Here is a 21,679-nt window from a genome sequence, read left to right on the forward strand (position 1 = left end):
CGTTGAAAAGCAACCAAGCGCGAAGAAAAAATGAGGGGTTTGATCGAAGCGCCCAGTATCCGCGCTTTGATTGATTCTTTCTAATCCATTTTTCAGGCTGGATTAATATGTTTGACATATGAAAAAAGACAGTTTGAGCCCCGCCAGACATCCGCCCCTGATTGAACTTCGGCTGTGGCGGCAGTTTTTGGCCGTGGCGGAAGAGCTGCATTTCAGCCGGGCCGCGCAACGACTGAACATGACGCAGCCGCCGCTGACGCAGGCGATTGCCCAGCTGGAAGTGGCGCTGGCGGTCAAGCTTTTTGACCGCACCAAGCGCAGTGTGCAACTCACGCCGGCTGGCGCGGCGCTGATGCCTGAAGCGCGCGACTTGCTGGCCCGCGCCGCAGCGCTGCCGGTGTTTGCGCGCGCCAGTGCAGACGGCGAAGCCGGGCGTTTGCGGCTGGCGTTTGTGTCAACGGTCGGGTTTGACTTGCTTCCGCGCTGGGTGCGCAGCTTTCGCGAGCAGCATCCCAAGGTTCAGCTGGAACTGATCGAAGCCACCGGCGATGTCCAGCTCGAAGCCTTGGCGCGCGGGGAAATCGATGCCGGCTTCATACTGCATTCGCCCGGTTTTGCGCCGCCCGGCCTGACCTGCCAGCGCATTGCACGCGACCCGCTGGTGCTGGCCGTGCCCGAGCAAAGCGAGCTGGCCAGCCGCGTCAACCTGACCTTGAAGGACTTGCTGCACCAGCCACTGGTGATTTTTCCGCGCCGCATCTTGCCGTCGCTGTACGACGCGATTTTTGCGATGTACCACACCGCCGGCTACTTGCCGCAAGTGGCCCAAGAGGCCATCCAGATGCAAACCATCGTCAACCTGGTTTCTGCCGGCATTGGCGTGGCCTGGGTGCCCGACAGCGTGCGGCAGTTTCAAAGGCCGGGCGTGGTTTACCGGAAAGTCACCGGGAGCAAGGAGCGGGCGGTGCCGGGTTGCGAAACCAGCCTGGTCTGGTCTGCCGGGGCCGCCAGTCCGGCGTTGCTGCGCTTCATGGCTTTTGCCGGGTGAGCGGTCATGGATGTAGCCAGGTTTGGTTTTGCGCCATGCCAAAGCCGGCTGCCGGGCTTTAATGCGCGTGCGCTGCTGTGCGGCGCAGCAACTGGTTTGAGCATGAAACCTGCCCTTGAGAACCAGCGGGCGCAGCGTTAAGAGTGGCGGCCTTCAATAAGGTCACGGCTTGCATGCACAATGGCAACCCATGCTCATCCATCCCGAAATTAATCCTGTTGCGCTCCAGTTGGGCCCACTTGCCATTCACTGGTACGGCCTGACGTATCTGGCCGCCTTTGGCCTGTTCTTCTTTCTGGCCAGCCTGCGCCTGCGCCACGAACCCTATGCGTCCATCACCGGCCCCGGTGCCTGGTCTACCAAGGACATTGAGGACATCTTGTTCCTCGGTGTCATGGGCGTGGTGATTGGCGGGCGCCTAGGGTATTGCCTGTTTTACAAACCCGGTTATTACCTCAGCCATCCGCTGGAGATTTTCTACATCTGGCAAGGCGGCATGAGTTTTCATGGCGGCATGCTGGGTGTGCTGGCGTCGCAGCTGTGGTTTGCGCGTTCGCGCCAGCGGCCCTGGCTGCAGGTGATGGACTTCATCGCGCCTTGCGTGCCGACCGGCCTTGCCGCAGGGCGCGTGGGCAACTTCATCAATGGCGAGTTGTGGGGCCGTTTCAGCGCGCCTGACTTGCCGTGGGGCATGGTGTTTCCGCACAGCGGCTCCATGCTGCCGCGTCACCCGTCGCAGGTGTATCAGTTCCTGATGGAAGGGCTGCTGCTGTTCGTGTTGCTGTGGCTGTATGCGCGCAAACCGCGCAAGATGGGCCAGGTTTCGGGCGCTTTCCTGGTCGGCTATGGCGTGTTCCGCTTCATCGCCGAGTTCTATCGCGAGCCGGATGATTTCCTGGGCATTCTGGCGCTGGGCATGAGCATGGGCCAATGGCTGTGCATCCCGATGATCGCCGCCGGTATCTGGCTCTGGATTTTGGCCTCGAACCGTACCATGCGCATATAGCACGGGCGCAAGCAGCTATTCATTTAATAGCGAATTGCAATTTCCCCAAGCGCCTGCACAACGCCGGCTCAATGCTGGAAATACGCGGATTTTCCCCCGCATCAAGGAGTTCATGCCATGCATCCTGCCTGTCGTTTTCCCCCTGCAAAAGTTGCCAGCACGCAGCAGGTCATCCTGGTCGCGCTGAAAGCGGCAAGCCGGAGTCAAGCATGAACAGCGATAACTGGATTGGCCGCAATGTTTCCCGGCTCCTGCCAACCGCTGTTTCCAAGCCAAAACAGGCGGATGCGCAAGAACTACCTGCGCAAGCTGCTATCAAATCAGGAACAAAAACTGCAGCCAAAGACACGCTGGCCGCGCGTTCCATTCAAGTGCGGCTCGAAGCCACGCTGCGCCAGGAGGGCGAAGCCTTGTCGCCCCGCCTGTTGCGCCGCTGCCTGGAGGCGCTGCAGGCCATCGTTGACCCGCGCGTGAGTGAAATTGAAGGCGGGCGGCGCGCCATGGACGTGGCCGCCTGGTATGCCATCGCGCCGCTCGATCAGCGGTGCGACATGTGGCTGCTGATGAGCGAGATTTTTGTCGCCGATGTGCAAAAAACCAAAGAAGCGCAAGTCCGGTTTGCCGCTGCTGTCGGGACGCCCGATGAGGCCGTGGCCGAAGTGCATTACCGCCGCGCCACCGTCTCGCCGCGCCGCCGGCTGCTGCAGCGCTTTAGCGTGTACCCGGAGGGCGTTCGGTTTTTGGTGGACATGCGGGCCGAAATGCTGCCTTTTTTGAAGGCCGACAAACGCCTGATGGCGCTGGATGTCGAGCTGGAATACATGTTTTCGACCTGGTTTGATGTCGGCTTTCTGGACTTGCGCCGCATCAGCTGGGATTCGCCAGCGTCATTGATTGAAAAGCTGATCCAGTACGAAGCCGTGCATGACATCAAGAGCTGGGCCGATGTCAAAAACCGCCTTGACAGCGACCGGCGTTGCTACGGGTTTTTTCACGCGCGGTTGCCCGGCGTGCCGCTGATCTTTGTCGAGGTGGCCTTGGTAGACGAGATGGCCGACGACATCATGCCGCTGCTCGACGAACATGCGGCTGCGTCAGACCTGGATAAGGCGATCACCGCTATTTTTTACTCGATCAGCAACACCCAGCCCGGTTTGCGCGGCGTGAGTTTTGGCGACTCGCTGATCAAGCGCGTGGTGGAAACGCTCAAGGAAGAGTTTCCCAAGCTCAAGGTGTTTGCCACGCTGTCGCCGATTCCGGGCTTTCGCAGTTGGCTGGGCAAGAACGCTGCCGACTTGCTCGATCAGCTGGCCGACAAGGAGCGCAAGGCGCTGGGCCAAGAGCTGGCCGTCGAGCCAGTCACGTCCGCCAATTTTTTGGCCGCCATTGAAAGCCCGCTGGCGCTGCCTGAAAAATCGCTGGCGCGCCAGTTGCTGCTGCAGTGCGCCGCCCATTACCTGGGGCAGGGGCTGAAAGACGGCAAGCCGCTCGATGCAGTGGCGCGGTTTCACCTGGGCAATGGCGCGCGCGTGGAACGCCTGAACTGGGCCGCCGACCCGTCGCCCAAAGGCCTCAAGCAAGCGCATGGCCTGATGGTGAATTACCTGTACGACCTCAAGCGCCTGGACAAGCACCGCGCCCTGCTGGCGCAGGGGAAAGTCCCGGTATCCACCGGCATTCAGGATTTGTATATTTGAAGGTGCGCCCTGCACACGCTCGCGTTAACAACAATCAGGAGACAAGATGAATTTTGAGTTTGAAAACGGCAGCCGCCGCAGCTTGTTGCAATTTGCCGCTGCCAGCCTGGCCGCCGTTTCCTTGGGCAGCCAGGCGCAGTCGGCCTGGCCGGTCAAGCCGGTGACGGTGATCGTGCCGTTTCCGGCCGGTGGCGGCACCGATGCCTTTGCGCGTCCGCTGTCGTCGCAGTTTGCCAAGCTGACCGGCAAGCAGCTCATCATCGACAACCGGGGCGGCGCGGGCGGCACACTGGGCGCCAGCATTGCCGCCAAGGCACAGCCCGATGGCTACACGCTGTTCATGGGCGCCGTCCACCATGCGATTGCGCCGTCGATGTACCCGAAGCTCGACTACAACATTGAAAAAGACTTTGTGCCGCTGGCGCTGATGGCCAATGTGCCGCAGGTGCTGGTGGTCAACCCGAAGAACATTCCGGGCGATTTCAAGGCTTTTCTGGCGCAGGTACGCAGCAAGCCGGGCCGCTTCAACTACGGCTCGGCAGGCGCGGGCACGTCGCACCACCTGGCCGGCGAGCTGTTCAAGCAGCAGACCAACACCTTCATCACGCACATCCCTTACCGGGGCGCGGGGCCTGCCTTGCAAGACTTGATCGCGGGCAATGTGGACATGGTGTTTGACGGCCTGGGCTCGTCTGCGGCGCACATCAAGGGCGGCCGCATCAAGGCGCTGATGGTGTCGGGCGCCAAGCGCAACCCGGCGTTTCCCGACGTGCCGTGTGCCGCTGAACTCGGCCTGCCTGATTACACCGTGACCACCTGGTACGGCATGTGGGCGCCCAAAGGCACGCCCGCCGATGTGCAGACGCGCATTGTGGAAGACCTGCGCAAAGTGGCCGCCACCGATGAGCTCAAAACCATCTGGGCCAGCAACGGCGCCGAGTTCGGTAACCTGACACCGGCGCAGTTTGGCGCGTTCGTCAACGCCGAAGTCAAGCGCTGGGCCGCCGTGGTCAAGGCGTCCGGCGCCAGTCTGGAATAGTGTTGCCCCCACGCTCCCCACTGCGTGTGGTTCGCTGCCCCCCGAGGGGGCCTCTGCGCCTGCGGCCTGGCAAAGCCAGTTCCGCGGCCCCTGCTGGTGGAATTTCCCGCTTGCTCCTCACTTTGTGGGGCCGCTGCTGATGCGCAGCCGTGGCGGCTTCGCCTGACATTTTCTGGAAGAGATGGATTCGATGAGTGGTGCTGTTTTTTTTGAGGTTTCTGCTGCGCTGGCCACGGTCACCTTGTCGCATGCAGGCAAGTTCAACGCCATGTCGCGTGTGATGTGGCGCGAGTTGCGCGCTGCTTTTGAAGCCATCCAGCAGCGCCGAGATGTGCGCTGCGTGCGGGTTCAGGGTGAAAACGGCCACTTTTGCGCCGGCGGCGATATTTCTGAATATGCCGGTTTCCGGTTTCAGGAAGCCAGCCTGCGCGATTTCCATGAAAACGATGTCTGGGGCGGCTTGCAGGCGATGCTCGATTGCGATGTGCCCATCGTGGCGCAGATCGAGGGCAATTGCATGGGCGCAGGCGTCGAGATAGCCAGTTGCTGCGACATCCGCATTGCCGCCGACACGGCCCGTTTTGGCGCACCCATTGCAAAGCTGGGTTTTCCAATGGCACCGCGCGAAGCGGCACTGGTCATGCGTGCGGTGGGTGAACTGACGGCGCGCGAAATGCTGCTGTCAGCCGCCGTGCTGGATGCTGGCGAGATGAAACAGCGCGGTTTTTTGAACCAGGTCGTGGCGGCGTCTGAGGTCAGCGCAGCGGTCCAGGAGCGCGTTCGGTGGATCTGCCAGCTTGCGCCGCAGGCTGCACGCCTCAATAAAGCATCATTTCGGGCGCTTGCGCATGTCCCTCCTGCGCTGCCAGCTATAAATTTAATAGCGACCGCTTATGACTATGCGGCTTCTGAAGAACACCGGGAGGGCATTGCCGCCTTCCTCGACAAGCGCCCGCCCGTCTTCACGTCCTGAATGACGGCGGACCATTTTTTTTGAAATTTCCCATCCCATGAACAACCCCAACCTGTTTGCCGCGCTGCGTGCTGCCTTCCCTGCTGCGCTTGATGACTTGGCGATTGAAACCGACAACGGCCTGCTGTATTCGTGGCGCGACCTGGAGCGCAGCACCGCTATGATGGCCAATTTGCTGCAGTCGCTCAAGCTGCCCGACGGCGCGCGCGTCGCCGTGCAGATTGAAAAATCGGTCGAGGCGATGGTGCTTTACCTGGCGACCTTGCGCGCCGGCTACGTGTTTTTACCGCTAAACACCGCCTACCAAAGTGCCGAGATGGACTATTTCATCGGCAATGCAGAGCCTGCGGTGGTGGTTTGCAGCAGCGCCAATTTCGGCTGGCTCAGCAAGCTGGCGTTCAAGGCCGGCACGCAAAATGTCTTTACCCTCAATGACGACCGCACCGGCTCGCTGCTGGACCGCGCCGCGCATTGCAGCGACCAGCATGAAGTGGCAGTCCGGCAGGCCGATGACCTGGCGGCCATTTTGTACACCAGCGGCACCACCGGCCGCAGCAAGGGCGCGATGCTGTCGCACGGCAATCTGCTGAGCAATGCGCTGGTGTTGAAGGACTACTGGGGCTGGACACAAGGCGATGTGCTGATTCACGCATTGCCGATTTTTCATGTCCACGGCTTATTCGTTGCCATTCACGGCGCGCTGATCAACGGCAGCAAGATGATCTGGCTGTCAAAGTTCGACGCCAAAAAAGTGGTGGAAAAACTGCCTGAAGCTACGGTGTTTATGGGCGTGCCGACGCTGTATGTGCGTTTGCTCGCCGAGCCCGGTTTGCAGCGAGACGCCTGCCGCAACATGCGCCTGTTTGTCGCCGGTTCAGCGCCGCTGCTGATCGAAACGTTCAATGAATGGCAGGCGCGTACTGGCCAGACTATTTTGGAGCGTTACGGCATGAGCGAAACCGCCATGCTGACTTCCAACCCCTACCAAGGCGGCGAGCGGCGCGGCGGCACCGTCGGCTTTGCGCTGCCGGGCGTGAGCTTGCGGGTGCAGGGCGACGACGGCCAGCCTGTGCCCGTCGGGGAAATCGGCAACATCCAGGTCAAAGGCTCGAATGTGTTTCAGGGCTACTGGCGCATGCCCGAGAAAACAGCAGAAGAATTCACGGCTGACGGCTATTTCAAGACCGGCGACGTGGGCCGGATTGACGCGGACGGCTACATCACCATCGTCGGGCGCAGCAAAGACCTGATCATCAGCGGCGGCTACAACGTCTACCCCGCCGAGATCGAGGGCTACATCAACGAGCTGCCCGGCGTGGCTGAAAGCGCAGTGGTCGGCGTGCCGCACCCTGACTTTGGCGAGGTTGGCGTGGTCGTGGTGATTGCCAAGCCCGGCGCGGTGCTGGACGGGGCGCAGATTTTGGCCGACATGAAAGCCAGGCTGGCCAACTTCAAGGTGCCCAAGCAATGCTTCATCGTCAGCGAACTGCCGCGCAACACCATGGGCAAGGTGCAAAAAAACCTGTTGCGCGAGCAGTACAAAGCCTTGTTTTCATCGACCAGCCCAAAGTGATTCAGGCGATGGGCATCGCGTCCCTGAAGCAAGTGACTTTCAGTAATTTCCGCTGAGGCGTGAATCCGTCGATTTATACGGTCGCGACGCTGATGTATTGCTGCGGTGTCGCTGAGCATCATCAGCGACAGCCTGTCGATGAGACGCCGTCACGAAGGGCAGGACCGTGATATCAGTGCAGCCCGGTCTCAGGAATAGCTTCCCGCACGCCGCGCTGCGGCAAGGTCGCCAGCAGCACGCCAGCCAGGGCAATGGCAAAAGCGCCGATCTGCGTGCCGTTCAGTGTTTCGCCCAGCACCAGTACGCCGACGGCTGCGGCACTGACCGGCAGCAGCACGGTGAACACGCCAGCCTGATTGGCGGGAATGGTTTTCAGCCCGGTCATCCAGAGCCAGACCGTCCACACGCTGGCAGCCAGCGCGTAAAACAGCAGCAGCATCCAGCTGGACGGGGCCACGGCGGCAAAGTCAAAACCCCAGGCCATCCACAAGCCCATCGGCGTGACCAGCGCAAATCCCCAGAGGTTGATCAGCGCCGTGATGCGTTTCGGGCTGAGCACGCCGGTCAGCTTTTTGCCAATCACCGCATAGGCGGCTTCGCATAAAACCGCTCCCACCAGCAAAAAATTGCCAATCCAGGCGTTTTTTGAAGCCAAATCGGCCTCTAGCGCATGCTGCACGGGCGCTACCAGCTCATTTTTTGATAGCGAAACCAGCCCGATGCCAATAACGGCGCAAGCCACCGACGCCCACACCCGCAGCCCGATGCGTTCGCGCAGAAACAACCAGCTCATCACGGCGACTGCCGCCGGAATCGCCGCCATGATGACGCCGGCTGCCACCGCGCTGGTCATGCTGACGCCAAACAGCATGCAGATTGAAAACAAAAAATTGCCCAGAAAGGACTCCAGAAACAGTAGTTTTTGGGTCTGTCCGCTCATCGGAATTTCATGGGCAGGCTTTTTCAACCAGTGCAGCATCGCCATGCCGCCGATTCCAAACCGCAGCCAGGCGAGCAAAAAAACCGGCAACACAGCGACCAGTGGCTTGGACAGCGCCACATAACTACCGACCAACGACATACTGAGGGCAAGGCAGGCATAAGCGGTTAGACGGTTCATGGCGTGGATTATTAGGCGCAAGGGCGACTTGCAAGACCTGAGCGACTCAAGAGGGTGTGATGGCCGCTGCCGGGACGGTGCTTTCCTTGCCGCCCGCTTCGGCAATGGCCAGCTTGCCGCGCAGGGTCAGGTCACTGATGAAGCTGGACTGGTCGCGCATATCGAACGGATAGGCCCTGAGTTTGTAATGCGTTCCCCAGGCCGTTTCTGCCAGCGTCACACGCACTGGCTTGTGGTAGTCAAGATAGGCGCTGGTCAGCGCCACTTCCTGCAAGGCCTGGCTCACACTTTGGGCGTCGTGGGCGGGGTGCAGATAGAAAGAAGCCACGCACATCAGCGTGCGTGCCCCATCGTTGGAGTTGGAAATGTTGTGTTGCCAGATTTTTTCGTGCGGGATGTAGACAATGTTGTCGTCCAGTGTGCATACCTCGACGGCACGCATGCCGACTGCGCGCACTTCGCCGTAGTTGCCGTCAATTTCAATCCAGTCGCCCGGCCGGTAGGGGCGTTCAAAAATAGCCACGACCCCCGCAATCAGACTGCTCACGTAGTCCTTGAAGGCAAAACCGATGGCCACGCTGGCTGCGCCAAAAATCACCAGAAAGTTCTGGAACGTGATGTTGAACACGATAGGAATCAGCCACAGCAGCGCCACAACCAGCAGCAGCAGCCGGATCACGGGCACTGCGCCCAGCAGGTACAAGCGCAGCTGGCTCGGGCCTTTTTCTGCCAGATAGGGAAAGATTTTGTGTGCCAGCATGATGGACAGCCAGGTGCAGGCAATGATCAAGCCGACCTTGGTAAAGCTGATGTCTTGCAGGTCATTGATAAGCTGGGCTGCTTTTTCGTGCCCTTCATTGGCCGCTGCCATGGTCAGATCCTTCCCAGCGGAAAACCCGCTGACTTCAAGGCGCTGCGCATGGCCGGATAAGTACCCGCCTGCGGCACCAGAAAATCGCCGTCTTTTTCAATAAAGCCGGCTCGAATCAGCGCTGTAATCAAGCCTGTTCCTGCAGGCGCAGGCAGCACGGCTGCCAGTTCGGCGCTGCTCAAAGCGCCGTGCATGAGAAGCGCATGCAAAACCAGCAGCCCGTTTTCCTGGTCGTCGAGCGGCAACGGCAAATCTATGGGCAACGAGGCGTCTTCGTCCTCGGTTATCCACAAAGTGAGGTGGTCTTTTTCGGTGACGCTGACAGACGGTGCGTCAGCGTCAAGGTGGGTGCGCAAGGATTGGCGCCACTTGTGCCAGGCCACCCAGGGAATACCTCGGCTGTGCGAAGCGAGTTGTTCCAGATAGCTATTGTTTAAATGGCCGTCGTCATTTTTTTGCAAAGCATCAGAGCCGTTGCTGGCCAGCCTGAACACCACTTGGCCTCGCTTGTCTTGCGAAGCCAGTTTGCTGAACCATTCCTGCAGGCGCAACGCATCGAAAGGGGCAAAACTCATGGGTTGTGGCAGTATCAGCCCGGCCCCTGCGGATTTCACTAAAAAAGCCCATGCCCAGCTGTTGCAGCCAATCACACAGCGATGCCTGGCGTCAGCCAGTTCTGCAAAAAGTGCCTTGATGCAGTCCAGGCCATTGCGATGCCGCAAAAACCATTGTTCAAGTTTTGGAATCACCAGCAGCGTGTCGTTTTCTGCTTCAGGAAAACGGATTGATTGCGCCTCGTGCACACGGTGGCGGGGCGGCGCATCAAGCACGGTATGGCCACGCAACAGTGCCCACTCGCCGATCACATCGTGATGGTCGCAAGGTGGCAGCACGACCAGGTAATGACGCAATCCTTTGGGGTCTGTGTACCAGGCGCTAACCGCTTCATCGAAGTCATCAAGCAAAGGCCCGCAGGCGGGCGGGCCCGCTACTTCGTCGAGCGCTTTGAACGTTGCCGATTCAAATTTTCTTGCGGGCAGCACAGGCTCGGATTTCGATTGCCTGAGGCTTTTAATGCGCTGCTTGACCCGCTTCCAAAACCTGCGCAGCGAATCTTCAGTGGGCATCGCCGGCGGCTGGTAGTCACCCAGCGCAACCATGGCGCGCGTGGACGGCTCGGGGTGTTTGTCATGAAGCAATTTCGTGTTCATCGACTTTGAAAATTTTGGTCTGGACAGATTGTTTATGGCTGGCAAGCTTTTGCGCTGCCAGGTACGGTAGCCATCGACTTCTTCGATGTGGGCGTAGAAACGTAACACAGATGCGGTAAAACGCCAGTTCGGACTTTGCTGGTTTGGCCGTGCATCGTGATTCTGTTGGCAGGATTTTTCGATCTACACAATCTATCCGTACCGCAGCCAAACGAGTAGAAACAACTGCACTGCATCCAGTATCAGCGCGCATCGCGCTGTATGCCTCACTACCAAATACAGGTTGACTGCAGAAAAGCATCAGTCACCGAACGGTTCATTAAACTGGAGCGGCGGTTGTGAAAACTTGCAGCAAGGTAGTTGGCGAGGCTGAAATAGCGGCCAAAAATAGTGTGAAATCATGCTTTTTCAAGCAAAACCTGGAGTTTTCAAAGCATGAATGCAAACGGTATCCGTCATGTTTTTGTTTACGGTACCTTGCGCCAAGGTGAAGAGCGCGACATCAACCGTTTGCTTCCTGCGCCACGCAGGGTGGGCGCTGCCCGTGTGCAGGGCTTGATGTACGACCTGGGTTCCTATCCCGGTGCCGTACTGGGCGGACCGCGTTGGATTCAGGGAGAGATTTATGAAATTACCCCTGAACTTGAACGCATTCTGGATGAAATCGAAGAGGTCTGGCCGCAGCAAACGGGTGAATACTTCAAGCGTGAGATAGAAGTACAACTGGCCTCAAGGGAAAATTTCCATCTCCAGCCTGTAGAGACAACCCTAAAAAATATTCTTTGTCTTGTTTATGAGGTTGCGCCTGCGCGCATGGCGGGCATGGCGCGCATGCCGCTGATTTCGTGTGGCGACTGGACTCGATACCGTAAAGAAGTTGCCGCGAAAATTTGAGTACATTTCCGTGTAAATATTTCACAATCTAGAATTTGTTTTTCGTTATATGAAAAATATAATTGCTGCACTGCAAGATAATTTTTTCATACACGAAAATTAATTTCACATAAAGAAAATTTCATGATAAGCCGTTGATTTCATTGATATTTATTTTTGTCTTATATAAGACATAAGAGATGCATAGAGTCTTCTAGAAGACTTAGAATCAAGGCACATATTTTCAACCTACGGAGTTCACCATGCCACAAAGCCTCACCGAACAACTCAGCCGCGAACAGCAAATTGCTGCCCTCGAAAAAGACTGGGCCACCAACCCCCGCTGGAAGGGCATCAAGCGCGGCTACAGCGCTGCCGACGTGGTTCGCTTGCGCGGCTCTTTCCCCATCGAGCACACACTGGCCCGCCGTGGCGCAGAAAAGCTCTGGAACCTGGTGAACAACGAGCCTTACGTCAACTGCCTCGGCGCACTGACCGGCGGCCAGGCCATGCAGCAGGTGAAAGCCGGCGTCAAGGCGATTTACCTGTCGGGCTGGCAAGTTGCCGCCGACAACAACGGCTACGCCGCCATGTACCCTGACCAGTCGCTGTACCCAGTCGATTCAGTGCCAAAAGTCGTCGAGCGCATCAACAACACCTTCCGCCGTGCCGACGAAATCCAGCACTCCAAGGGCATTGACGCAGGCGACGACGGTTACGTCGACAACTTCGCGCCGATCGTGGCCGATGCTGAAGCCGGTTTCGGTGGCGTGCTGAACGCGTTCGAGCTGATGAAGGCCATGATCCATTCCGGTGCGGCAGGCGTTCACTTTGAAGACCAGCTGGCTTCCGTCAAAAAATGCGGCCACATGGGCGGCAAAGTGCTGGTGCCTACGGCAGAAGCCTGCCAAAAGCTCATCGCTGCCCGCATGGCCGCTGACGTTTGCGGCGTGCCTACCCTGGTGATTGCCCGTACCGACGCAGAAGCTGCCGACTTGCTGACCAGCGATTACGACGAGAACGACAAGCCTTTCATCACTGGCGAGCGCACCGCTGAAGGCTTCTACAAGACCAAAAAAGGCATGGACCAAGCGATTTCGCGCGCCGTGGCCTACGCCCATTACGCCGATCTGGTGTGGTGCGAAACCGGCACGCCTGACCTCGAATTCGCCAAGAAATTCGCTGATGCCGTGCATGCCGTTCACCCCGGAAAAATGCTGGCGTACAACTGCTCGCCATCGTTCAACTGGAAGAAAAACCTGGACGACGCGACCATTGCCAAGTTCCAGAAAGAGCTCGGCGCCATGGGTTACAAGTACCAGTTCATCACGCTGGCTGGCATCCATTCCATGTGGTACAACATGTTCGACCTGGCACAGGACTACGTGGCACGCGGCATGACGGCGTACATCGAAAAAGTGCAAGAGCCAGAGTTCGCAGCGCGCGGTCGTGGCTACACTTTTGTGTCGCACCAGCAGGAAGTCGGCACCGGTTACTTCGACGAAGTGACCACCGTGATCCAGGGCGGCAAGTCCAGCGTCACTGCGTTGACCGGCTCGACCGAAGAAGAGCAGTTCCACTGATCTGAAGCCCAATCCGGGGGCGGCGTAAAATTGCGCTATCCCGGTTTTTAGTTTTAAAGCGCGGCCAGTCCGCGCTTTCTCATTTTTGTTCTCGACACCATGATCCAAATCACGCTTCCTGACAGTTCCAAACGCGACTACCCTCAAGCCGTCACCGTGGCTGAAGTCGCCGCGTCCATCGGCACCGGCCTGGCCAAAGCGGCGCTGGGCGGCAAGGTCGACGGCAAGCTGGTCGATACCAGCTTTCTTATCAGTCAAGACAGCGCGGTTTCCATCATCACAGCCAAAGATGCTGACGGTCTGGAACTGATTCGTCACAGCGCCGCGCACTTGCTGGCATATGCCGTCAAGGAACTGTTCCCCGAAGCGCAGGTCACCATCGGGCCGGTGATTGAAAACGGATTTTTCTACGATTTTTCCTACAAGCGCCCGTTCACGCCGGAAGATCTGGTGGCGATTGAAAAGCGCATGACCGAACTTGTCGCCAAAGATGAACCCGTCACCCGACGCGTGTTGCCGCGCGACGAAGCCGTGGCGCATTTCAAAAGCATTGGCGAGCATTACAAGGCCGAGATCATCGCCAGCATTCCTGCGAATGAAGATGTGTCGCTGTACCGCGAGGGCGATTTTGAAGATTTGTGCCGTGGCCCCCACGTGCCGAGCACCGGCAAGCTGAAATTTTTCAAACTCATGAAGGTGGCCGGCGCTTACTGGCGCGGCGATCACCGCAACGAGATGCTGCAGCGCATTTACGGAACGGCTTGGGCCACCAAAGACGAGCTGCAACAGTACCTGACCATGCTGGAAGAGGCCGACAAGCGCGATCACCGCAAGCTGGGCAAGGAACTCGACCTGTTTCATATTGACGACCATTCGCCGGGTCTGGTTTTTTGGCATCCCAAGGGCTGGACGATCTGGCAGGGCGTTGAGCAGTACATGCGCAAGGTCTACCAGGACAATGGCTACCAGGAAGTCAAAGGCCCGCAACTGCTGGACAAGACCTTATGGGAAAAAACCGGGCACTGGGACAAATACCGCGACAACATGTTCACGACCGAGAGCGAAAAGCGCGATTTCGCCCTCAAGCCCATGAACTGTCCCGGTCACATCCTGATTTTCAAGCAAGGCATCAAGAGCTACCGCGATTTGCCGTTGCGTTACGGCGAATTCGGCCAGTGCCACCGCAACGAGCCGACCGGAGGACTACACGGCATCATGCGCGTGCGCGGTTTTACGCAGGACGATGGCCACATTTTTTGCACCGAAGACCAGATTTTGAAAGAGTGCGTTGACTACACGACGCTGCTGCAAAAGGTCTATACCGACTTCGGCTTTAAAAATATCATCTACAAAGTCGCCACCCGGCCCGAAGCCCGCATCGGCTCTGATGAAAGCTGGGACAAGGCCGAGGCCGCACTGATTGAAAGCCTGCGCGCTTCAGGCTGCGAATTTGAAATCTCGCCGGGCGAGGGCGCGTTTTACGGCCCAAAGATCGAATACACCCTGAAAGATGCGATTGGCCGGCAGTGGCAGTGCGGCACGATTCAGGTCGATTTCTCCATGCCTGAACGGCTAGATGCAGAGTATGTCGGTGAAGACGGCGCTCGGCATCGCCCGGTCATGCTGCACCGGGCAATTGTCGGCAGCCTGGAGCGATTCATCGGGATTTTGATCGAAGAACACGCCGGCGCACTGCCCACCTGGCTGGCGCCAGAGCAGGTTTCCGTACTCACAATTACCGATTCGCAAGCCGATTACGCACGAAAAGTTGCTAAAACGCTGCAGAGTCAAGGTCTTAGGGTCAATCTTGACTTACGTAACGAGAAAATCACGTATAAAATACGCGAGCACTCATTGCAGAAGCAGCCCTATATTCTTGTCGTAGGCGACAAAGAGATGGCCGCAGGCGCAGTTTCAGTGCGTGCCCGCGGTAACAAAGACCTTGGCGTAATGTCAATTGAGTCATTTGCCGAGCAAATCGCTTCCGACATTGCACAAAAATCCTGATTCTCATTAATTTTTGATGAATCAACTCCTGTGTCCCTGCTGGATGGGCTAAAGCTGCTATAGCTTTTATAGCAAATATTAAAGGATTCGCACCATCGCTACAGAATTTCGTGACCGTCGCCACCGTGAAGAACGCAAGCATCGCTTGAATCGTGAAATCATGGCTCCTGAAGTACGCCTGACCGGACCGGACAATGAGCCTTTAGGTGTTGTTAGCCTGATGGAAGCACTCCGACTGGCGGGTGAGGCGGATGTGGATCTGGTTGAGATCTCGCCCACGGCCGTACCACCTGTGTGCAGGCTCATGGACTACGGCAAATTCAAGTATGCCGAGCAGAAAAAAGCGGCCGAAGCGAAGTCCAAGCAAAAAGTAATTGAGGTCAAGGAAGTCAAGTTCCGTCCCGGTACTGATGATGGTGACTACAACATCAAGCTGCGCAATATCAAGCGCTTCCTGGAAGATGGCGATAAGTGCAAGATTACCCTGCGCTTTCGCGGCCGGGAAATTACCCACCAGGAATTGGGCTTGGCCTTGCTGGCACGTATTCGCGACGAGTTGGCTGATTTGATCTTGGTGGAGCAGTTCCCCAAGCTTGAAGGCCGGCAAATGGTGATGATGATTGCCCCGGGTCGCAAGAAGGCGGCCCCCAAGGCCTCTTCAGAAGCCGCTCAGTCCTCTTCAACCTGAGCGAATAGCGCTTTTTTAAAAACAAAGGTTTGTTGGTGTTGACCAACAAGCCATAAAGGAGCATTTAAAAGTGTTCCTGAGAAGATCAGCGACAAGCAGGTCTTCCAAAAGTGAAGGTGTAAAAACCGACGCGCAAGGTGGTCAGTGTTAAAACTGGCTGCCAACAAGTGGCTCGGGGCCATCAAGTTTGCGAAAGTTTTGCAGCGCCTCACGAGCACAAATCAAAAGGAGCATGTATATGCCCAAAATGAAGACCAAGAGCGGCGCTAAAAAGCGTTTCCGAGTTCGTCCAGGTGGTACCGTCAAGCGCGGTCAGGCCTTCAAGCGTCACATTCTGACCAAGAAGACCACCAAAAACAAACGTCAATTGCGTGGTTCAGTCGCTGTTCATGAGACCAATATGGGTCACATGGCGCAGATGCTGCCAGGCCGTGGCATTTAATTAACGACGAACAAGGAGTAATACATGCCTCGCGTCAAACGTGGTGTAACGGCTCGCGCCCGCCACAAAAAAATTCTCGTTCTTGCAAAAGGTTTTCGCGGTCGCCGCGGTAACGTCTTCCGTATCGCCAAAGAAGCGGTAATGAAGGCTGGGCAATATGCCTACCGTGACCGTCGTAACAAAAAACGTGTGTTCCGCCGTCTGTGGATCGCCCGTATCAATGCTGCAAGCCGTTCATTTGGCCTGACCTACAGCCAATTCGCCAATGGCCTGAAAAAAGCCGGTATCGAGATTGACCGCAAGGTTCTGTCTGATATGGCCATTCATGACAGCGCTGCTTTCGGTGCTATTGTTGAGCAGGCCAAAGCCAAGCTGGCTGCCTGATTTTCAGGACAAAATGCTATTGAATAAATAGCTGCTTGCGCACGAAAATAAAGGGCTGGAGCTTGAAAAAGCTCTGGCCTTTTTTTATGGTCTTTGGCGTAGCGCCCGTGCGATGGCCGTGTGGCCGAATTGGCGCTACTGTGTTTCTCCCCGCACCCGTACAAGAGAATTTATGAACGATGCCGATACCCTTAACGAACTGGTGAGTTCTGCCAAAGCCAGTTTTATGCAGGCTGTCACGCCCGCCGATCTGGAAAACGCCAAAGCGCAATTTTTGGGCAAGTCAGGACGCATTACCGAGTTGATGAAGGGGATGGCGCAGCTTTCCGTGGAAGAAAAAAAATCTCGCGGAGCCGCCATCAATCTGGCCAAACAATCTATTGAAGCGGCACTCAATGAATGCCGTCAGGCGTTGGCGAATGCCGAGCTGACAAAGCAGCTGAAAGCCGAAGCGCTTGATGTCAGCTTGCCTGGTCGACAGCGATCACAAGGCGGCCTGCATCCGGTGTCACTCACACTCGAACGCATCGATGCTATTTTTGGCTCAATGGGTTTTGATGTGGCTCAAGGCCCCGAGATTGAAACCGATTGGTTTAACTTCACCGCGCTCAATACGCCTGAAGATCATCCGGCGCGCTCAATGCACGACACGTTTTATGTCGAGGGCGGCACTGAATCTGCACCCAATTTGCTGCGCACCCATACCAGTCCGATGCAGATTCGTTATGCCGTTCAGCATGTCAAAAAACACCGCGCGCTGATTGATGCAGGTGGCCGCATGCCTGAAATTCGTGTCATCGCACCGGGTCGTACTTACCGCGTCGACAGCGATGCCACGCATTCGCCTATGTTTCACCAGTGCGAAGGCCTGTGGATTGGCGAGAACGTCAGCTTCAAGGATTTGAAGTTCGTATTTACCGATTTTTGCCGCACCTTTTTCGAGAGCGATGACCTGGTGCTGCGGTTTCGTCCGAGCTTTTTTCCCTTTACCGAGCCAAGCGCCGAGATTGACATTCAGTTCCAGACCGGGCCACTGTCAGGACGCTGGCTTGAGGTGGCGGGTTCGGGCCAGGTTCATCCCAACGTGGTGCGCAACATGGGACTCGACCCTGAAAAGTACATCGGTTTTGCTTTTGGTATGGGCCCAGACCGGCTGACCATGCTGCGCTACGGCGTCAACGATTTGCGTTTGTTCTTCGACGGCGACATACGCTTTTTGTCCCAGTTCCAGTCATAACAAGAACAAATAAAAGAACAAGGTCACATCATGCAATTCCCTGAATCCTGGTTGCGCGAATTTTGCAATCCACCGCTCAGTACCGAGCAGCTCGCCGAAACGCTCACTATGGCCGGACTTGAGGTTGAAGAACTCAAGACAGTCGCTCCGCCATTCACCGGCATCGTGGTCGGAGAAATCATCGAAGCCGTGCAGCACCCCAATGCCGACCGCTTGCGTGTGTGCCAGGTTGATGTGGGGCAGGGCAGTCCACTGACCATTGTTTGCGGTGCGCCGAATGCGCGCGTGGGCATCAAGGTGCCTTGCGCATTGGTCGGTGCCGAGTTGCCGCCCGGCGAGGATGGCAAACCCTTCCTGATCAAGGTCGGCAAGCTGCGCGGCGTAGAAAGCCAGGGCATGCTGTGCTCCGCACGCGAGCTCAAGTTGTCGGAAGACCACGGTGGCCTGCTGGAACTGGCCGCCAACGCCTCGTTGGGGCAGGACATACGCGAGCACTTGAATCTTGATGACACCCTGTTTACGCTTAAGCTCACCCCCAACCTGGCGCATTGCCTGAGCCTCTATGGGGTTGCACGCGAGGTTGCCGCCCTGACGGGTTCGCCTTTGAATGCACCCTCTTTTCCCACGGTGGCTGTCGGCAATCCTGACAAGCTGGCCGTCAAGGTCAGTGCGCCCGATCTGTGCGGCCGCTTCTCGGGCCGTATCGTGCGCAACGTCAATCCGCAAGCGGCCACACCGTCCTGGATGGTAGAGCGTCTGGCGCGTTGCGGTCAGCGTAGCGTGACCGCACTGGTGGATATTTCCAACTATGTGATGTTCGAGCTGGGCCGCCCTTCGCACATTTTTGATCTTGACAAAATTCATGGTGGGCTCGATGTTCGTTGGGGCAAGCCCGGCGAGACACTCAAGCTGCTGAACGGCAACACCGTTACGGTGGATGAAAAAGTGGGCGTGATCGCTGACGAAACCCAAGTTGAATCGCTGGCTGGCATCATGGGCGGCGATGCCACGGCGGTGTCGGATGGCACGACAAATGTTTACATTGAAGCCGCCTTCTGGTGGCCCAAAGCCATTGCAGGCCGCTCACGCCGCTACAACTTCTCTACCGATGCGGGCCACCGCTTTGAACGGGGCGTGGACTCCGGCCAGACGGTCGAGCATATCGAGCGCATCACGCAGCTGGTTATTGATATTTGCGGCATGCCCGGGACGGTCTGTGGCCCGATTGATGATTTGCAGGTTAACTTGCCTAAAGCTGCGCCCGTCACTTTGCGTGTGGCGCGAGCTGCCAAAATCATCGGCATGCCGCTCACGCAGGCGCAGTGTCTGGATGCGTTCAAGCGCCTCGGTCTGGATGTCGTTGAATGCGAGGGCACATTGACAGTCACGCCGCCCAGTTACCGATTCGATCTGCAAATCGAAGAAGACCTCATTGAAGAGGTGGTGCGCATGGTGGGCTACAACCAGTTGCCTGACACGCCTCCTTTGGCACCCATCACCGCCAAAATCAACTTGGAGGCCGAGCGCAGCTCGTTTGCCGTACGCCGTGTACTGGCTTCATTGGGCTACCAGGAAACCATCAATTTCAGCTTTGTTGAAGCGCGTTGGGAGCACGAACTTGCTGGCAACTCCAATCCGATCAAGCTGCTGAACCCGATTGCCAGTCAGATGAGCGTGATGCGCTCGTCGCTGCTGGGCTCGTTGCTGCAGGTGCTTAAATTCAACCTCGACCGCAAGGCACCGCGTGTCAATGTATTTGAGTTGGGCCGCGTGTTTTTGCGCGACGCGCAAAGCCAGAACACCGACACCACCGTAGCCGGCTTCGACCAGCCGATGCGTGTGGCGGGTCTGGCCTATGGGGCGCGCTCGCCATTGCACTGGGATCAGTCCGACAAAGGCGTTGATTTTTTTGATATCAAGGGCGACATCGAATCCCTGCTGGCACCTTTGCAAGCCACGTTTGCACCGGCAGTGCATCCCGCCATGCATCCTGGCCGTTGTGCCAGCGTTTCGGTCGCGGGTCAGCCGATTGGCTTCGTTGGCGAATTGCATCCGCAATGGCGACAAGGCTATGAACTGGCTCAGGCCCCTCTGTTGTTTGAGTTGGCACTCGATGCCGTATTGCAGCGCCAGGTGCCGGTTTTCAAGCCGGTCAGCAAGCTGCAGCCCGTCGAGCGTGATATTGCTGTCATCGTGGCAGAAAGCGTGACGCATGCCGCGCTCATGGCCGCCATTCATGGCGCTGATACACAAGGGTTCCTCAGGGCAGCGACGCTGTTTGACGTCTATCGGCCGCAACAAGCCAATGCCAGCTTGCAAATGGGCGAAAAAAGTCTGGCTGTGCGCCTGGTGCTGTCCAGTGATGTCGTGACGTTGACCGAAGAGGCGATTGAGGCTGCCGTGCAGGCGGTAGTGCAAAGCCTGCAAAGTCACGTGAAGGCACGACTGCGTGCTTGACGGGTCTTTTCAGTACAAGGCAGCAATAAATAATTGGCAGGAGGGTGCTCATGGAAACGTCTGTTGAAAGCCTGCAATCTCCGGCGCTGACCAAAGCGCATCTGGCTGAGTTGCTGTTTGAGCAGATCGGGCTTAACAAACGCGAATCGAAAGAAATGATCGACGCTTTTTTTGAGCTGATTTCAGAGCGCCTGGTGGAAGGCAAAGATGTGAAAATTTCTGGATTCGGGAATTTTCAGATACGCACCAAAGCCCCGCGCCCCGGCCGCAATCCACGAACCGGCGAAGCCATTCCCATCGAAGCGCGCCGGGTGGTCACTTTTCACGCCAGCCACAAGCTCAAAGACCAAATTCAAGGCCGCAGCTCTGCAGCGCCAAGCGCAAGCAGCACTTCTTCTGAAGAAAATGCGCTTTAAGTTGCGCCAACCGCTCAGGTCATTCTGCCGATACAGGGATTTCGTAGGGTTATAATCAAGGGCTTGTCGGTGTGTGGCGCAGCCTGGTAGCGCACTTGCATGGGGTGCAAGGGGTCGAAGGTTCGAATCCTTTCACACCGACCATATGAATCAAGGACTTAGAGTAGAAATGCTCTAAGTCCTTTCTTCGTTGTGGATCTCAAAATCTCCGTTGTCCCAACCGTTGTCCCAACCGCAGCGAAAGCTGTAATCGGTTCAACCGTTGTCCCAGCCGGGATAGGCAGGACAACACCCCCCATTTTGCGAAACAGATTTACGCGTCTAATAACTTGTGCAGGAAGCCCAGCTTGCGGCCTATTTCGTAGTAGCTGATCTGCACCAGTCGGTCGTGCTCGGCTTTGAGCCGCAGGTAAGTTGTCCAGTGCATACCTTTGGGTCTGCCGCCATTACCGTTCAAGATGCCTGCCTCCCAGCCCAACTGCTTGCGCAGCTTATTGGCTCGGCTGGCTGCGCGTTCGCCTGCACCTTCTTTTTGCGTTGCGTAGCTCAGTCCGTAGCACTCGCGGCAGGCAAAGTACCGGCCAGGCGCATAGATCACTGCCACACGTTTGCTGCATTGAGGGCAAGTAAACCAGCGTCGCTCCCCGCCCAAGTGGCAGGGAGAGGTTTGCGTTTGCACCCGCTGCTCGACCACTTCGCCTGTGCTCTTTATTCGGTAGGACAGCACCATGCTCTGCCAGTCCACCCGGATGCGAATGCCCGCCACCGCACGATCGTTCACCAGCCACTGCCAGCTAAAGCTATTTCCCTGCGCACCCAAGCCTTTACGGGTGATCTTGCGAATGTCCAGTGGCATGGAGTCGCTGGTCTCCGGTTTACCGTTGTAGCTGCTGCGCCGCCCACTTCCGCGTCCACCCATTTTTTTCTCCGGTTTTTGCCGAAATCAATTGGCAAGTTGTACTGATGTTTTGATCTATAAACCAACGAATATTTCTGTAGCCCGCATGGATGCTGTATTCCTGGTGGTGTTCATGGTGTCAAAAACGACGCGCGC

The 21,679-nt window shown here is 57.2% G+C and carries 19 protein-coding genes and 1 tRNA gene; 16 read left to right on the forward strand and 4 right to left on the reverse strand.

Going from position 1 to position 21,679, the window contains the following annotated elements:
• The first annotated feature begins 133 nt into the window (after positions 1-133).
• The 6 genes from RCH06_RS14750 to RCH06_RS14775 all read left to right on the forward strand — a co-directional run bounded on the left by RCH06_RS14750 (position 134) and on the right by RCH06_RS14775 (position 7,336).
• Positions 134-1,048 carry a LysR family transcriptional regulator gene (locus RCH06_RS14750; protein ID WP_442799693.1) on the forward strand — a complete coding sequence of 305 codons (915 nt, stop codon included), beginning with the start codon at positions 134-136 and terminating at the stop codon, positions 1,046-1,048.
• 190 nt (positions 1,049-1,238) lie between these two features.
• Entirely contained in the window at positions 1,239-2,054 is an 816-nt protein-coding gene (gene lgt, locus RCH06_RS14755; RefSeq protein ID WP_327082221.1) for a prolipoprotein diacylglyceryl transferase, read from the forward strand.
• Positions 2,055-2,263: 209 nt separating this feature from the next.
• Entirely contained in the window at positions 2,264-3,751 is a 1,488-nt protein-coding gene (locus RCH06_RS14760) for a malonyl-CoA decarboxylase (protein WP_327082222.1), read from the forward strand.
• Between the two features lie 46 nt (positions 3,752-3,797).
• A complete protein-coding gene (locus tag RCH06_RS14765; protein ID WP_327082223.1) occupies positions 3,798-4,790 on the forward strand; it encodes a Bug family tripartite tricarboxylate transporter substrate binding protein in 993 nt (330 codons plus the stop codon).
• A gap of 190 nt (positions 4,791-4,980) precedes the next feature.
• The gene (locus RCH06_RS14770) at positions 4,981-5,763 is read left to right on the forward strand and encodes an enoyl-CoA hydratase/isomerase family protein (RefSeq protein ID WP_327082224.1); all 783 of its coding nucleotides are present in this window, start codon (positions 4,981-4,983) and stop codon (positions 5,761-5,763) included.
• Between the two features lie 37 nt (positions 5,764-5,800).
• On the forward strand, positions 5,801-7,336 hold the full coding sequence (locus RCH06_RS14775) for a malonate--CoA ligase (protein ID WP_327082225.1): 1,536 nt from the start codon (positions 5,801-5,803) through the stop codon (positions 7,334-7,336).
• Between the two features lie 172 nt (positions 7,337-7,508).
• On the opposite strand, the gene RCH06_RS14780 is transcribed toward RCH06_RS14775, so the two are convergent.
• The 3 genes from RCH06_RS14780 to RCH06_RS14790 are packed head-to-tail and all read right to left on the reverse strand — an operon-like array spanning position 7,509 to position 10,538.
• Positions 7,509-8,456 (reverse strand): DMT family transporter, encoded by a 948-nt coding sequence (locus RCH06_RS14780; protein ID WP_327082226.1) that lies wholly within the window; start codon positions 8,454-8,456, stop codon positions 7,509-7,511.
• A gap of 46 nt (positions 8,457-8,502) precedes the next feature.
• Entirely contained in the window at positions 8,503-9,327 is an 825-nt protein-coding gene (locus RCH06_RS14785; protein WP_327082227.1) for a mechanosensitive ion channel family protein, read from the reverse strand.
• Positions 9,328-9,329: 2 nt separating this feature from the next.
• Complete coding sequence (locus tag RCH06_RS14790; protein ID WP_327082228.1) at positions 9,330-10,538, reverse strand: hypothetical protein; 1,209 nt, start codon at positions 10,536-10,538, stop codon at positions 9,330-9,332.
• Positions 10,539-10,973: 435 nt separating this feature from the next.
• Between RCH06_RS14790 and RCH06_RS14795 the strand changes: the two genes are divergently transcribed.
• From RCH06_RS14795 to RCH06_RS14840, 10 genes are all read left to right on the forward strand, one after another.
• Positions 10,974-11,432 (forward strand): gamma-glutamylcyclotransferase family protein, encoded by a 459-nt coding sequence (locus RCH06_RS14795; RefSeq protein ID WP_327082229.1) that lies wholly within the window; start codon positions 10,974-10,976, stop codon positions 11,430-11,432.
• 242 nt (positions 11,433-11,674) lie between these two features.
• On the forward strand, positions 11,675-12,994 hold the full coding sequence (aceA, locus tag RCH06_RS14800) for an isocitrate lyase (RefSeq protein ID WP_327082230.1): 1,320 nt from the start codon (positions 11,675-11,677) through the stop codon (positions 12,992-12,994).
• 99 nt (positions 12,995-13,093) lie between these two features.
• Positions 13,094-15,001: a threonine--tRNA ligase gene (gene thrS / locus RCH06_RS14805; RefSeq protein WP_327082231.1), complete on the forward strand. Its 1,908-nt coding sequence runs from the start codon at positions 13,094-13,096 to the stop codon at positions 14,999-15,001.
• 85 nt (positions 15,002-15,086) lie between these two features.
• Positions 15,087-15,689 carry a translation initiation factor IF-3 gene (gene infC / locus RCH06_RS14810; RefSeq protein WP_327082251.1) on the forward strand — a complete coding sequence of 201 codons (603 nt, stop codon included), beginning with the start codon at positions 15,087-15,089 and terminating at the stop codon, positions 15,687-15,689.
• Between the two features lie 238 nt (positions 15,690-15,927).
• Positions 15,928-16,131, forward strand: a complete 204-nt coding sequence (gene rpmI / locus RCH06_RS14815) for a 50S ribosomal protein L35 (RefSeq protein WP_011802230.1) — start codon at positions 15,928-15,930, stop codon at positions 16,129-16,131.
• A 24-nt stretch (positions 16,132-16,155) separates the two neighbouring features.
• Positions 16,156-16,515 (forward strand): 50S ribosomal protein L20, encoded by a 360-nt coding sequence (gene rplT, locus RCH06_RS14820; RefSeq protein ID WP_327082232.1) that lies wholly within the window; start codon positions 16,156-16,158, stop codon positions 16,513-16,515.
• Between the two features lie 172 nt (positions 16,516-16,687).
• The gene (gene pheS / locus RCH06_RS14825) at positions 16,688-17,752 is read left to right on the forward strand and encodes a phenylalanine--tRNA ligase subunit alpha (RefSeq protein ID WP_327082233.1); all 1,065 of its coding nucleotides are present in this window, start codon (positions 16,688-16,690) and stop codon (positions 17,750-17,752) included.
• 30 nt (positions 17,753-17,782) lie between these two features.
• Positions 17,783-20,209 carry a phenylalanine--tRNA ligase subunit beta gene (pheT, locus tag RCH06_RS14830; RefSeq protein WP_327082234.1) on the forward strand — a complete coding sequence of 809 codons (2,427 nt, stop codon included), beginning with the start codon at positions 17,783-17,785 and terminating at the stop codon, positions 20,207-20,209.
• A gap of 50 nt (positions 20,210-20,259) precedes the next feature.
• Complete coding sequence (locus tag RCH06_RS14835; protein WP_327082235.1) at positions 20,260-20,625, forward strand: integration host factor subunit alpha; 366 nt, start codon at positions 20,260-20,262, stop codon at positions 20,623-20,625.
• A gap of 67 nt (positions 20,626-20,692) precedes the next feature.
• Positions 20,693-20,769, forward strand: a tRNA-Pro gene (locus tag RCH06_RS14840).
• Between the two features lie 169 nt (positions 20,770-20,938).
• On the opposite strand, the gene RCH06_RS14845 is transcribed toward RCH06_RS14840, so the two are convergent.
• Positions 20,939-21,481, reverse strand: coding sequence for a hypothetical protein (locus tag RCH06_RS14845; RefSeq protein ID WP_327082236.1), 543 nt, complete (start codon positions 21,479-21,481; stop codon positions 20,939-20,941).
• Positions 21,482-21,679: the final 198 nt, after the last annotated feature.

The organism is Polaromonas sp. CG_9.5 (assembly GCF_035984465.1).
Lineage (GTDB): Bacteria > Pseudomonadota > Gammaproteobacteria > Burkholderiales > Burkholderiaceae_C > Polaromonas.

What these genes read in the sequence shown, in the direction of transcription:
- lgt (WP_327082221.1), top strand. Translation starts at nt 1,239, where the DNA reads ATGCTCATCCATCCCGAAATTAATCCTGTTGCGCTCCAGTTGGGCCCA.
- RCH06_RS14760 (WP_327082222.1), top strand. Translation starts at nt 2,264, where the DNA reads ATGAACAGCGATAACTGGATTGGCCGCAATGTTTCCCGGCTCCTGCCA.
- RCH06_RS14765 (WP_327082223.1), top strand. Translation starts at nt 3,798, where the DNA reads ATGAATTTTGAGTTTGAAAACGGCAGCCGCCGCAGCTTGTTGCAATTT.
- RCH06_RS14770 (WP_327082224.1), top strand. Translation starts at nt 4,981, where the DNA reads ATGAGTGGTGCTGTTTTTTTTGAGGTTTCTGCTGCGCTGGCCACGGTC.
- RCH06_RS14775 (WP_327082225.1), top strand. Translation starts at nt 5,801, where the DNA reads ATGAACAACCCCAACCTGTTTGCCGCGCTGCGTGCTGCCTTCCCTGCT.
- RCH06_RS14780 (WP_327082226.1), bottom strand. Translation starts at nt 8,456, where the DNA reads ATGAACCGTCTAACCGCTTATGCCTGCCTTGCCCTCAGTATGTCGTTG.
- RCH06_RS14785 (WP_327082227.1), bottom strand. Translation starts at nt 9,327, where the DNA reads ATGGCAGCGGCCAATGAAGGGCACGAAAAAGCAGCCCAGCTTATCAAT.
- RCH06_RS14790 (WP_327082228.1), bottom strand. Translation starts at nt 10,538, where the DNA reads ATGAACACGAAATTGCTTCATGACAAACACCCCGAGCCGTCCACGCGC.
- RCH06_RS14795 (WP_327082229.1), top strand. Translation starts at nt 10,974, where the DNA reads ATGAATGCAAACGGTATCCGTCATGTTTTTGTTTACGGTACCTTGCGC.
- aceA (WP_327082230.1), top strand. Translation starts at nt 11,675, where the DNA reads ATGCCACAAAGCCTCACCGAACAACTCAGCCGCGAACAGCAAATTGCT.
- thrS (WP_327082231.1), top strand. Translation starts at nt 13,094, where the DNA reads ATGATCCAAATCACGCTTCCTGACAGTTCCAAACGCGACTACCCTCAA.
- rpmI (WP_011802230.1), top strand. Translation starts at nt 15,928, where the DNA reads ATGCCCAAAATGAAGACCAAGAGCGGCGCTAAAAAGCGTTTCCGAGTT.
- rplT (WP_327082232.1), top strand. Translation starts at nt 16,156, where the DNA reads ATGCCTCGCGTCAAACGTGGTGTAACGGCTCGCGCCCGCCACAAAAAA.
- pheS (WP_327082233.1), top strand. Translation starts at nt 16,688, where the DNA reads ATGAACGATGCCGATACCCTTAACGAACTGGTGAGTTCTGCCAAAGCC.
- pheT (WP_327082234.1), top strand. Translation starts at nt 17,783, where the DNA reads ATGCAATTCCCTGAATCCTGGTTGCGCGAATTTTGCAATCCACCGCTC.
- RCH06_RS14835 (WP_327082235.1), top strand. Translation starts at nt 20,260, where the DNA reads ATGGAAACGTCTGTTGAAAGCCTGCAATCTCCGGCGCTGACCAAAGCG.
- RCH06_RS14845 (WP_327082236.1), bottom strand. Translation starts at nt 21,481, where the DNA reads ATGCCACTGGACATTCGCAAGATCACCCGTAAAGGCTTGGGTGCGCAG.